A 12,373-nucleotide genomic window follows, 5' to 3' on the forward strand; every position below is an offset into this window, starting at 1 on the left:
CGGGCTGAGATCGCTGCCGGTCTGGGCGATGCCGATGATCGGCTTGCCGGACCGCAGCTCCTCCAGGCTCAGCCCGAAGTTCAGATACCGCTCCAGATACAGCGACGTCATGTCGATGTTCGATGGATTGTCGAACCACGCGCGACTGCGCAGCTTGGGGGCGTTGATCGGGTCGGCCATGTCGGTCGAATACTCTCGTCGGATCAGCGCGCGGAGACGCGGAAGATCATGCGGTGGTGATAGGGCTTGCCGGGGTCGACGCGGGCCGACCCGAAGGCGGGCTGGTTGGGCGTGTCGGGGAACACCTGCGGCTCCATCGCGATCGCGTCGCCCATCCGGTAGACGTGGCCCCGCTTCCCGACGAACGATCCGTCGAGGAAATTGCCCGTATAGACCTGGACTCCGGGCTGGTCGGTGAGCACCTCGAGCACGCGGCCCGAGGCGGGGTCCTCCAGCCGTGCGGCGAGCTTGGGCTCCTTCGTACGGCCCGCATCAAGAACGAAATTATGGTCGTAGCCGCGGCCGAACACGATCTGCGGGTCGCGGCCGTCACGGATACCGTCCGCGACGACGCGCCCCTGCGTGAAGTCGAACACGGTGCCGGCGACCGGCTTCATCTCGCCGGTCGGGATGAGCGCGGCATTGACGGGGGTGAAGCGCGCGGCGGGGATCGTCAGCCGGTGCTGGAGGACGCCGTCCGGCGCGCCCTCGCCACCCAGGTTGAACAGCGCGTGATTGGTCAGGTTGACGATCGTCGGCGCGTCGGTCTTCGCATCCATGTCGATGGTCAGGCTGCCCTTGTCGTCGAGCGCATAGGTGACCGTCACGTCGAGCTTGCCGGGATAGCCCTGGTCCCCTGCGGCGCTGGTCAGCGCCATCGTGACGCTCGCCTGCGCGCCGGATTTGACCGCGACGATCCGCCACGCGCGCTTGTCGAACCCCTGGGCGCCGCCGTGGAGCGAATTGGTCTTGTCGTTGAGCGGGAGCTGATAGCCCTTGCCGTCCAGAGTGAACCTGCCGCCGGCGATGCGGTTGGCGTAGCGGCCGACCGTCTGCCCCCAGAAATTGGGATGATCGACATAATTCTTGAGCGTGTCGTAGCCGAGCTCGATGTCGGCGACCTTGCCGTTCCGGTCCGGAACCTCGAACGCCTGGAGCGTCGCGCCGTAGGTGATGACGCGCGCCTTCACGCCGTTCGCCCCGGTCAGCGTCACCGCCTCGATCGCAGTGCCGTCGGGAAGCGTGCCGAAGCCCGCGCGCGCGGCGGTGGCCGCCCAGCCGAGGCCTGGACATGTTAGCGCTATCCCGGCTACACCGATCGCCAGCCTGCGACGGACCATCATCGTCCCCTCTCCCTCATTGACGCGATCGGTCGATAGTATAAACTCCGACAAATTGTAAAGCGGCGTCGCACCGATTTGCGAGGGCGGACGCTTCGAAGGGAGGGGATCGCCCGAATGCCTGCCGTGCCCACGTCCACCGGCGCGATCGCGCCGGGAACGCCGACCTACGGCTCCGCGCTGCGCCTGCTCGCCAGCCTGTTCTTCATGTGGGGGTTCATCACCGTCATCAACGGGACGCTGCTGCCCCACCTGCGCAGCGTGTTCGAGCTCTCCTATCTCCAGACCACGTTGATCGAGAGCGTCTGGTTCATCGCCTATTTCGTCGCCTCCTTTCCGAGCGCGAAGCTGATCGAGCGGATCGGTTATCAGCGCGCGATGGTGGTCGGCCTGGCGCTGATGGCGGTCGGGGCGCTGGCGATGGTGCCGGCGGCGCGGATCCCATCCTACGCGGTCACGCTGGCGGCGCTGTTCGTGATCGCGAGCGGGATCACGCTGCTCCAGGTCGCGGCCAACCCTTATGTCGCCGTCGTCGGCCCGCCCGAGACCGCCTCGTCGCGGCTCAACCTCGTCCAGTCGATGAACTCGCTGGGCGCCACGCTCGCGCCGCTGTTCGGGGGCTATCTGATCCTCGGCCGCTCGACATCGGGCACGGCCGCGGGCGCCGCGGTCCTGACTCCGGCCGAGCGGCTGGCCGACGCCCAGGCGGTGCAGCTGCCGTATCTGATCGTCGCTGCGGTGCTGGTCGCGCTGGCGGTCGTGATCGCGCGCTTCCCGCTCCCCGCGATGGGCCAGGCCACCGAGCGCGCGGCGAAGGAGGACCGGCGCAACCACTCGCTGTGGCGGCACCGCAACCTGGTGTTCGGCGTGCCTGCGATCTTCATCTACCTGATCGCCGAGATCGGCGTCGGCAACCTGTTCATCAACTTCGTCTCTCAGCCCGAGATCGGCAATCTGACCCACGAACAGGCGTCGCACTATCTGTTCCTGCTGTGGGGCGGGATGTTCGTCGGCCGGTTCGCGGGCAGTTTCCTGATGCAGCGGATCGCGCCCGAACGGTTGCTCGCGGGCGTCAGCATCGGCGCGTTCGTCGTGATGGTGCTGGCGGCGGTCACCAGCGGGCCGGTGGCGATGTGGGCGCTGATCTCCGTCGGGCTGTTCCACTCGATCATGTTCCCGACGATCTTCACGCTCGGCATCCGCGGCCTAGGCCCGTTGACCGAAGAGGGATCGGGGCTGCTGATCATGGCGATCGCGGGCGGCGCTCTGGTGTTCGTGCAGGGTATCATCGCCGACACCTACGGTCTTCAGACGTCGTTCTGGCTGACCGCGGCGTGCGAACTGTACGTGCTGTTCTACGCGCTTTGGGGAGCCAGGCCGGTCGGCGGCGACGCTTGACCGACCGGCCTTCGTCTGCGACCCGCCCTTACGAGTTCATGTCGGAGTAATCACCGTGACCAGCATCACCGGAGCCATCCTCGTCGGCGCCGAGCAGCGCGCCGCGGGCGCGACCTTCGACGCGGTCGATCCGTCGACCGGCCACGCGATCGGGCCGAAGTTCCACGAGGCGGGCGAAGCAGACGTGGCCGACGCCTGTGCGCTCGCCGCCGCCGCCGCGCCTGCGTTCGGCGCATCGACTCCGGAGGATCGCGCGACGTTCCTCGAGACGATCGCCGAACAGATCGTCGCGGTCGGCGACGAGCTGATCGCGCGCGCCGTCCAGGAAAGCGGGCTGCCTCGTCCGCGGATCGAGGGCGAGCGGGGCCGCACCGTCGGCCAGCTGAAGCTGTTCGCCGCGGTGCTGCGCGAGGGGTCGTGGATGGACCTCACGATCGACCCGGCACTCCCCGATCGCGCGCCGCTCCCCCGCCCCGATCTCCGCCGGATGAACCTCCCGCTCGGCCCGGTCGCGGTGTTCGGCGCATCGAACTTCCCGCTCGCCTTCTCGGTCGCGGGCGGTGACACCGCCTCGGCCTTCGCCGCCGGTTGCCCGGTCGTCGTCAAGGGTCACCCCGCGCATCCCGGCACGGGCGAGCTGGTCGCGCGGGCGATCCGCGCCGCCGCCGACGCCTGCGCGCTGCCGGCGGGCGTCTTCTCCTACCTGCCCGGCACCACCAACGCGCTCGGCGGCGCGCTCGTCGCCGATCCGCGGATCAAGGCGGTGGGCTTCACCGGCTCGCGCGGCGGCGGGCTGGCGCTGGTCCGCATCGCGCAGGGCCGCCCCGAGCCGATCCCGGTCTATGCCGAGATGTCGAGCATCAACCCGGTGATCCTCTTCCCCGCCGCCGCCAGGGCGCGCGGGGCCGAGCTGGGCAAGGCGTACGTCGCCTCGCTGACGCAGGGCGCCGGGCAGTTCTGCACCAATCCCGGGCTGGTGATCGCGGTCGAGGGCAGCGAGCTCGACGCCTTCACGGCTGCCGCCGCCGAGGCGCTGACCGGCGCGGCGGCGCAGCAGATGCTGACCCCGGGCATCGCCTCCGCCTTCGCGAGCGGCGTCGCCGCGCTCGAATCGCACGCCGCGGTCACGACCGTCGCGCGCGGCCCCGTGGGCGAGGGCGTCAACCAGGCGCAGGGCGCGTTATTCACCGCCGAGGCCGAGGCCTTCGCCGCCGACGCCGCGCTCGGCCACGAGGTGTTCGGATCGTCGTCGATTGTCGTTCGCGCGAAAGACTGGGGCGAGGTCGCGCGGCTGATCGCCGGGCTCGAGGGCCAGCTGACCGCAACCTTGCTGTTCGACGAGGCCGACGAAGCGCTGGTCGCGCCGCTGATCCCGCTCCTCGCCGAACGGGCGGGGCGAGTGCTCGCGAACGGCTGGCCGACCGGGGTCGAGGTCAGCCATGCGATGGTTCACGGCGGGCCGTTTCCCGCGACCAGCGACAGCCGCACCACCTCGGTCGGCGCGCTGGCGATCGCGCGCTTCCTGCGGCCGGTCTGCTTCCAGAACCTGCCCGAGCGGCTGCTGCCCGATGCGCTCAAGGACGCCAACCCCTTTGCCGCGCCGCGCCGCGTCGACGGCGCGCTGACGCTCGCCTGAGGAGGACCTCATGACCATCTCGCTGATCCAGTTCCGCGGGCGCGACGGAACGCGCGGCGTCGCCGCAGTGCATGACGGGGCGGACCCGGTGATCGTGCCCGGCGCGACCACCACCCTCGCCCTCGCCCGCCGCGCGCTCGCCGAAGGGACCACGCTGGCGGCGCTCGTCGCCGATACGATCGACGGCGAGTCCCTCGATCTCAATGCCGCGACCCTGCTCGCCCCGATCGATCACGAGGATCCGGCGCATCTGCTGCTGACCGGCACCGGCCTCACCCATCTCGGCTCGGCCGAAGGGCGCGACAAGATGCACCGCGCGGCCTCCGAAGCGACCACCCAGACCGATTCGATGAAGATGTTCCTAATGGGGGTGGAGGGCGGCAAGCCGGCGAACGGCGCCGGCGTCCAGCCCGAATGGTTCTACAAGGGCGACGGCTCGCAGCTGGTGGCGCCGATGGCGCCGCTCCCCTCCCCCGCCTTCGCGCTCGATGCCGGCGAGGAACCGGAGATCGCGGGCGTCTATCTGATCGCCGACGACGGCACGCCGGTTCGCCTGGGCTATGCGCTCGCCAACGAATTCTCCGATCACGTAACCGAGCGCGGCAACTACCTCTGGCTCGCGCATTCGAAGCTGCGCCCGGCAGCGCTTGGCCCCGAGCTGCTGCTCGGCGAGCTGCCGGCGAGCGTCGAGGGCACCAGCCGCATCCTGCGTGACGGCGCGACGATCTGGGAGAAGCCGTTCGTCTCGGGCGAGGCGAACATGTCGCACAGCCTCGCCAACCTCGAGCATCATCACTTCAAATACGCGCTGTTCCGCCGTCCCGGCGACCTCCACGTCCACTTCTTCGGTACCGCGACGCTGTCGTTCAGCGACGAGGTGCGGACGCAGGAGGGCGACGTGTTCGAGATCCACGCCGCGCCCTTCTCGCTTCCCGTCCGCAATCCGATCGGGCGGGCCGCCGACGAGACCGTGACGGTCCGCGCGCTGTGACCACGCCCGTCCGGATCGCGATCGTCGGACTCGGCAAGATCGCCAACGACCAGCACCTCCCCGCCATCGCCGGCAGCGACACGTTCGCGCTCGTCGCCGCCGCCAGCCATCACGGGACCGCGGAGGGCATCCCGGTGTTTCCGGACATCGATGCGCTGCTCGCGTCCGATGTCTCCGTCGACGCGATCAGCATGTGCCAGCCCCCGCAGGCGCGCTTCGACGATGCCGCCAAGGCGATCCGCGCGGGCAAGCACGTCTTGCTCGAAAAGCCCCCCGGCGCGACGCTCGCCGAGGTCGAGGCGCTGACCCGGCTCGCCGGCGCGGCGGGGACGACGCTGTTCGCGGCCTGGCATTCGCGCTTCGCCCCCGGCGTCCGCGACGCGCGCGCCTGGCTGACCGAGCGGCGGATCAATCGCGTCGAGATCGTGTGGAAGGAGGACGTGCGCCGCTGGCATCCCGGCCAGACGTGGATCTGGCAGGCGGGCGGGATGGGGGTGTTCGATCCCGGCATCAACGCGCTGTCGATCGCCACCGCGATCCTGCCGCGCCACTTCTTCCTGCGCGACGGCACGCTGGAGGTGCCCGCAAACTGCGCCGCCCCGATCGCCGCCGAGCTCAACATGGTCGGCATGAGCGGCTGCCCGGTCCACGCGGTGTTCGATTTCCGCCAGACGGGGCCGCAGACCTGGGACATCACAGTCGAGACCGACGACGGCGTGCTGGTGCTGAGCGATGGCGGGGCGAAGCTCTCGATCGACGGATCGCCGCGCGAGGTCGGCGAGGAGCGCGAGTATCCCAGCCTCTATCGCCGGTTCGGCCGACTGATCGCGGAAGGCCGTAGCGACGTCGATCCCTCGCCGCTGACGCTGGTGGCGGACGCCTTCCTGCGCTGCCGGCAAGTGGCGGTGGAAGCGTTCGTGGAGTGAGTGCGGGGTTGCGGGGTTGCGCGGCCAGGTCAATCACGCGCGCGTCGGCCGCACCGGCCGTTCGACGACGTTGTTTATCTCGCGGGTGTGCGGCGCGGGCTCGGTGACCTGATCCGGGCCTCCGGTCCGCCGCGCCTCGCAAACCGTGTCGTCCGCCGCGACCGAGCCGCTCGGGTGGTTCGTCACCCCTCCATCGCGCTCTTGGTATCCTCAAGCGCCAGATCGACCAGCACCCGCATCGCCTCGATCGCGCCCGCCTCGTCCTTGGCGGCGATCGCGTCGTAAACGCGGACGTGATCGGGGATGGGGTTGCGGGGCAGTGCGCGAAGCCGCTGCTTGAACTGCGTCGTCCAGTTGACCGCGGCGCCGATGCTGGCGGAGAGCACGACCAGCGCGTCGTTATGCGTCGCGCGCAGGATCGCGTTGTGGAAGTCGCGGTCGGCCGCGCGCCCCGCCTCGGTCGCCAGCGTGTGGCGGCGCATCGCAGCCAGCGCATCCTTGATCAGGGCGAGGTCCGCCTTGTCGCGGCGTTGCGCGGCGAGCCCGGCGGCGGCGGGCTCGACGATCGCGCGGAGTTCGAACAGCGAGCGGACATAGCCGATGTCCGGCTGGCCGGCGAAGGCCCAGGCCAGCACGTCGGGATCGAGGAGGTTCCACCGGTCGCGCGGCAGCACGCGCGTCCCCGCCTTGGGACGGCTCTCGACCAGACCCTTGGCGGCAAGCACCTGGATCGCTTCGCGGTACGCGCTGCGCGACACGTCGAGCTGTTCGGAAAAGGCGACCTCGCCCGAGAGCGTGTCCCCGGGCGCGAACTCTCCCGAGACGATGGCGGTGCCCAACTTATGCGCGATCGCACCGTTGAGGCGGCGACCGGTGCCGCGGCGTCGCCCTTCCAGGGGCGCCTGTGGCTCCACGCCGTCTAGTTCGTTCATGCCGGTCTCCCCCCTCCCCTGTAACAGTCGGTTTCGCCCGACGGAACGTGCGAAATGCCGTTGACTTGAGCGCATCATATGTCTGACTAAACGGAACGCAACCGCTGCGCGCCGATCGCACCGCGGGACATCGGGAGGATCGCATGAAGCGTCGTTGGGCTGCCGCAGTCGGCGTGCTCGCCATCACCTTCGGGGGCACCTCCCCGGCTGTGTCGCAGGAGCGCGCGACCGCGACGCTCCGGGCCGACCGCCCCGGGGCGACCTACGACCGGCGCATCTTCACCCAGTTCGCCGAGCATCTCGGCAACGGCATCTACGGCGGGCTGTGGGTCGGCCCGGACTCGCCGATCCCCAATACCCGCGGCTTCCGCAACGACGTGGTCGCGGCGCTCAAGGCGCTGGGTGTGCCGGTGATCCGCTGGCCCGGCGGCTGCTTCGCCGACGAATACCACTGGCGCGAGGGGATCGGGCCCAAGGCCAAGCGCCCGGTCAAGATCAACACGCACTGGGGCGGCGTCACCGAGCCCAACACCGTCGGCACGCACGAGTTCATGGACCTCGTCGGGCAGGTCGGGGCCGAGCCGTACATCTCGGGCAACGTCGGCAACGGGTCGCCGCGCGAGATGGCGGAGTGGGTCGAGTACATGACCTCGCCGGCCGGCAGCCTCGCCGACGAGCGCGCCGCCAACGGCCACAAGGCGCCCTGGGCGGTCCCCTATTTCGGGATCGGCAACGAGCTGTGGGGCTGCGGCGGCAACATGCGTCCCGAATACGCCGCCGACGAGACGCGCCGCTACGCGACCTTCGTCAAGGCGCCCAAGGATACGCGCATCCTCAAGATCGCCTCGGGCGCGAACGTCGACGACTATCACTGGACCGAGGTGATGATCCGCGAGGCCAAGGGCCAGGTCGACGGCCTCAGCCTCCATTATTACACCATTCCCGGCAGCTGGCCGCCGCGCGGCGACAGCGTCAATTTCGACGAGACCGCCTGGGCCGAGACGATGGCGCAGGCGCTGCGCATGGACGAGCTCGTCACCAAGCATTCGGCCGAGATGGACAAGCTCGATCCGGAGAAGAAGATCTTCCTCGCGGTCGACGAATGGGGCACGTGGTTCGCGCCCGATCCGGGTACCAACCCCGGCTTCCTGCGCCAGCACAACACGCTCCGCGACGCGCTCGTCGCCGCCGCCACGCTCAACGTCTTCGCCAAGCATGCCGACCGCGTGAAGATGTCCGCGATCGCGCAGATGGTGAACGTGCTCCAGGCGATGATCCTGACCGAGGGCAGCAAGATCGCGCTGACCCCGACCTACCAGGTCTTCATGATGTATAAGCCCTGGGCGGACGCGACGGTGCTGCCGATCACGGTCACCGCGCCGACCTATGCCAAGGGCAAATGGTCGATGCCCGCGGTCAGCGCCTCGGCGGTGCGCGACAAGGGTGGCGTGATCCATGTCGCGCTCGCCAACCTCGATCCGAACACGTCGGTGACGGTCTCGACGACGCTGACCGGCGTATCGGCGCGCGGCGTGACCGGGCAGGTGCTGACCGCGACGGCGATGAACGCGACCAACGGTTACGGCGTCGCCCCGACGGTCGCGCCGGTGCGGTTCGACGGCGCGAAGCTGGCAGGGGGGACGCTGACCGCGACGCTGCCGGCCAAGTCGATCGTCACGCTGGAGCTGAAGTGATGCGCTGGGCGGCGCTCGCGGCGGTCGCGCTTGCGAGCGCCGCGCCCGCCCAGACGCTCAACTCGCAGCTCACCGGCGATCTCGTCCCGACCCACGATCCGGTCATCATCCGCGAGGGCAAGATCTACCACGTCTTCTCGACCGGCGAGGACGGCGGCAGGCAGGTTCGCGCCAAGACCTCACCCGATCTGATCCACTGGACCGCGGCGGGCGGGCTGATCGACGCGCTCCCCGCCTGGGTCGCCACCGCCGTCCTCGGCGCGAAGGACATCTGGGCGCCCGACATCTCATTCGTCGATGGCCGTTACCGGCTCTACTACGCCGTCTCGACGTTCGGCTCGAACCGCTCGGCGATCGGGCTGTTCACCTCGCCGACGCTCGATCCGGCCAAGCCCGGTTACGGCTGGCGCGACGAGGGGCTGGTGGTCCAGTCGACCGCGGCAAGCGACTTCAACGCGATCGACCCGAACTTCATCCGCGACCGCGACGGCCGCGACTGGCTCGCGCTCGGCAGCTTCTGGACGGGGCTCAAGCTCTTTGCGCTCGGCAAGGACGGCAAGCTCGCCAAGCCCGGCGAGGCCCCGACGTCGATCGCCCGCCGCCCCGTCCCCGCCGGCGCGCCCGACCCGATCGAGGCGCCCTTCGTCATCGATCGCGGCGGCTTCTACTGGCTGATCGCCAGCTATGATTACTGCTGCAAGGGCGTGGCCAGCACCTACTACACCGTCGTCGGCCGATCGAAGGCGATCACCGGCCCGTATCTCGGCAAGGACGGCTCCTCGATGATGCAGGGCGGGGGGACCATCCTGCTCCGCGCCGATTTGACCGAGAAGGGCCGGTTTCGTGGCCCCGGCCACGCCGGCCATATGCGCGACGGCGACACCGACATCATCGCCTACCACGCATACGACAAGGACAACAAAGGCGCGCCGACGCTCCGCCTCGCCCGCTTGACGTGGGGCGCGGACGGCTGGCCGACAGCAGAGGAATGACCATGTTCACCCGCCGTACCTTCATCGCCGGCACCGCCGCCGCGACCGCGCTGCCCGCGCTGGCCAAGAGGCCCGCCGCACCCGTCATCGTCAACCCGGTGGTGAAGCAGCGCGCCGACGCGCAGGTATTCCGCCACACCGACGGCTGGTACTATCTCACCGGCTCGGTCCCCGAATACGACCGGCTGGTGCTGCGGCGATCGAAGACGCTCCAGGGCCTCGCCACCGCCGAGGAGCGGGTGCTGTGGCGGCACGAGAAGACGGGGCCGAGGTCGGGTTTCATCTGGGCGCCCGAGTTGCACCTGATCGACGGCCAGTGGATCATGTACTTCGCCGCCGGGCCCTCGGGCGGCGGCGAGGACGTGTTCCGGATCCGCACCTTCGCGGTGAAATGCGACGGGCCGGACCCGATGACCGGCAGCTGGTCCGTGCTCGGACAATTGCAGACAGAGTGGGACAGCTTCACCCTCGATTCGACCAGCTTCGTGTTCAAGGGCCGGCGCTACCTCGCCTGGGCGCAGCGCGAGCCGGGGATCGAGACCAATTCGAACCTGTATCTCGCCCCCCTCGCCACCCCGCTGACGCTCGCCGCCAAGCAGGTGCGGCTGACGGTGCCGACGCTCGACTGGGAGATCCGCGGGTTCAAGGTCGCCGAGGCGCCCGCGGTCCTCCACCGCAATGGCCGTCTGTTCATGACCTATTCGGCGAGCGCGACCGACGCGCGCTACTGCCTGGGGATGCTCACCTGCCGCGACGACGTCGACATCATGGATCCGGCGAACTGGTCCAAGTCGCCGGTCCCCGTGTTCCAGACCTCCGAGCGCAACAAGGTGTTCGGCCCCGGGCACAACAGCTTCACCGTCGACGAGAGGGGCCGCGACGTGCTCGTCTATCACGGCCGCGACTATGCCGAGATCAAGGGCGATCCGCTGTTCGATCCGAACCGCCACACGCGGATGCAGCATTTCCGCTACCGCGCAGACGGTACTCCCGATTTCGGCGAGCCGGTCGCCAACGGCCCGCTGCGCGTGTGATCCCGTTCGTGCCGAGCGAAGTCGAGGCACCTGACATCAGTCCCTCGACCGCGCTTGAGACGAACCGGGGAAGGCACGTCACGTGAGGATCGACCGGCGCGAGCTGCTGGCGGGTGGCGCGGCGCTCGCGGCGACGCCGGCCGTCGCCGCCGCGCCGCGCGCAGACGTGCTCGCGCCGACCCCGCCGATGGGTTGGAACAGCTGGAACAGCTTCGCCACCACGATCACCGAAGCGCAGACGCTCGAGCAAGCGCGGATCATGGCGCGCGAGCTGCTGCCGTTCGGCTACGATACGCTGACTGTCGACATCCAATGGTACGAGCCGGCGGCGAAGAGCTACGAATATAACGCGCATCCGGAACCGGCGATGGATGCGCATGGCCGGCTTCAGCCCGCGCCCAACCGCTTTCCGTCGAGCGCGAACGGGCGCGGGTTCGCACCGCTTGCCGCGCAGGTCCATGCGCTCGGGCTGAAGTTCGGCATTCACGTGATGCGCGGCATTCCGCGCGCCGCCGTCGAACGGGATCTGCCGGTATTCGGCACGCGCGTCCGCGCCCGCGACATCGCCGACACCTCCAGCATCTGCCCATGGAACCCCGACATGTATGGAGTGGACATGGCGAAGCCGGGTGCGCAGGCGTATTACGACGGCCTGTTCCGGATGTACGCGGGCTGGGGTGTCGACCTCGTCAAGATGGACGACATGAGCCGTCCCTATGACGCCCACGCGCCCGAGATCGAAGCCGCGCGCAAGGCCGTGGATGCCTGCGGCAGACCGATGATCCTCAGCCTCTCGCCCGGCGAGACCCCCCTCGCCCGCGCCGATCACGTCCGCGCTCATGCCGAGATGTGGCGCATCTCCGACGATTTCTGGGACGAATGGCCGCTGCTGCTGGCGCAGTTCACCCGGCTGGAGAATTGGAACGCCCACATGGGCGGCGGGCGTTGGCCCGACGCGGACATGCTCCCGCTCGGCCGGCTGGCGCTCGGCGCCCGTGACACGCGGCTCACGCCGGACGAACAGCGGACGCTGATGACGCTCTGGGCGATCGCGCGCTCGCCGCTGATCATGGGCGGCGACCTGCGCCACCTCGATCCCGCGACCAGGACGCTGCTGACCACCCCCGCGGTGATCGCCGTCAACCAGGCATCGCACGCCAACCGCCCGCATTTCTTAGCGGACGGCTGGCGGGTCTGGACCGCCCGGCCCGACGACGCTCCCGACGACGCTTACCTGGCGCTGTTCAACACGACCGACGGCGAGCGCGAGCTGCGCCTTCGGCTCGACCGGATCGGCATCGGCGGGCAGCGGATCGCCACCGACCTGTGGTCCGGCGAGCGCTCCGGGCCGATCGGCCGCGTCCTCCGCAAATGCGTCCCGGCGCACGGCGCGACCCTTGTCAGGCTGACGCGCGCCACGCTTTAGTCCG

11 protein-coding genes and 1 pseudogene are annotated in these 12,373 nt (G+C 69.6%); 8 read left to right on the plus strand and 4 right to left on the minus strand.

Annotation, left to right across the window (positions count from 1 at the left end; genetic code table 11):
• Both AC4GYY_RS10110 and AC4GYY_RS10115 read right to left on the minus strand, forming a co-directional pair.
• The coding region (locus AC4GYY_RS10110) for a hypothetical protein (protein ID WP_491120264.1) at positions 1 to 180 on the minus strand (180 nt) is incomplete at its 3' end.
• 23 nt (positions 181 to 203) lie between these two features.
• Positions 204 to 1,340 carry an aldose epimerase family protein gene (locus tag AC4GYY_RS10115; RefSeq protein WP_491121182.1) on the minus strand — a complete coding sequence of 379 codons (1,137 nt, stop codon included), beginning with the start codon at positions 1,338 to 1,340 and terminating at the stop codon, positions 204 to 206.
• Between the two features lie 117 nt (positions 1,341 to 1,457).
• Between AC4GYY_RS10115 and AC4GYY_RS10120 the strand changes: the two genes are divergently transcribed.
• The 4 genes from AC4GYY_RS10120 to AC4GYY_RS10135 are packed head-to-tail and all read left to right on the plus strand — an operon-like array spanning position 1,458 to position 6,291.
• A complete protein-coding gene (locus AC4GYY_RS10120) occupies positions 1,458 to 2,738 on the plus strand; it encodes a sugar MFS transporter (protein ID WP_491120265.1) in 1,281 nt (426 codons plus the stop codon).
• A 55-nt stretch (positions 2,739 to 2,793) separates the two neighbouring features.
• Entirely contained in the window at positions 2,794 to 4,374 is a 1,581-nt protein-coding gene (locus AC4GYY_RS10125) for an aldehyde dehydrogenase (NADP(+)) (RefSeq protein WP_491120266.1), read from the plus strand.
• Positions 4,375 to 4,384: 10 nt separating this feature from the next.
• Entirely contained in the window at positions 4,385 to 5,365 is a 981-nt protein-coding gene (gene araD1, locus AC4GYY_RS10130; RefSeq protein WP_491120267.1) for an AraD1 family protein, read from the plus strand.
• On the plus strand, positions 5,362 to 6,291 hold the full coding sequence (locus AC4GYY_RS10135) for a Gfo/Idh/MocA family protein (protein ID WP_491120269.1): 930 nt from the start codon (positions 5,362 to 5,364) through the stop codon (positions 6,289 to 6,291). The genes araD1 and AC4GYY_RS10135 overlap by 4 nt, the downstream gene beginning before the upstream one ends.
• Before the next feature lie 33 nt (positions 6,292 to 6,324).
• Here AC4GYY_RS10135 and AC4GYY_RS10140 read toward each other — a convergent pair whose 3' ends face one another.
• Both AC4GYY_RS10140 and AC4GYY_RS10145 read right to left on the minus strand, forming a co-directional pair.
• The gene (locus tag AC4GYY_RS10140; protein ID WP_491120270.1) at positions 6,325 to 6,477 is read right to left on the minus strand and encodes a hypothetical protein; all 153 of its coding nucleotides are present in this window, start codon (positions 6,475 to 6,477) and stop codon (positions 6,325 to 6,327) included.
• Positions 6,474 to 7,223, minus strand: a complete 750-nt coding sequence (locus AC4GYY_RS10145; RefSeq protein ID WP_491120271.1) for a FadR/GntR family transcriptional regulator — start codon at positions 7,221 to 7,223, stop codon at positions 6,474 to 6,476. Before AC4GYY_RS10145 ends, AC4GYY_RS10140 begins: the two co-directional genes overlap by 4 nt.
• A 143-nt stretch (positions 7,224 to 7,366) precedes the next feature.
• Between AC4GYY_RS10145 and AC4GYY_RS10150 the strand changes: the two genes are divergently transcribed.
• From AC4GYY_RS10150 to AC4GYY_RS10165, 4 genes and pseudogenes are all read left to right on the plus strand, one after another.
• Complete coding sequence (locus AC4GYY_RS10150; RefSeq protein ID WP_491120272.1) at positions 7,367 to 8,917, plus strand: alpha-N-arabinofuranosidase; 1,551 nt, start codon at positions 7,367 to 7,369, stop codon at positions 8,915 to 8,917.
• A complete protein-coding gene (locus tag AC4GYY_RS10155) occupies positions 8,917 to 9,909 on the plus strand; it encodes an arabinan endo-1,5-alpha-L-arabinosidase (protein WP_491120273.1) in 993 nt (330 codons plus the stop codon). The genes AC4GYY_RS10150 and AC4GYY_RS10155 overlap by 1 nt, the downstream gene beginning before the upstream one ends.
• A pseudogene (locus AC4GYY_RS10160) lies at positions 9,906 to 10,934 on the plus strand (glycoside hydrolase family 43 protein); the annotation flags it as partial. The gene AC4GYY_RS10155 and the pseudogene AC4GYY_RS10160, both read left to right, overlap by 4 nt.
• 91 nt (positions 10,935 to 11,025) lie before the next feature.
• Positions 11,026 to 12,369: a glycoside hydrolase family 27 protein gene (locus AC4GYY_RS10165; RefSeq protein ID WP_491120274.1), complete on the plus strand. Its 1,344-nt coding sequence runs from the start codon at positions 11,026 to 11,028 to the stop codon at positions 12,367 to 12,369.
• Positions 12,370 to 12,373: the final 4 nt, after the last annotated feature.

Source organism: Sphingomonas sp. SP6, from assembly GCF_058313435.1.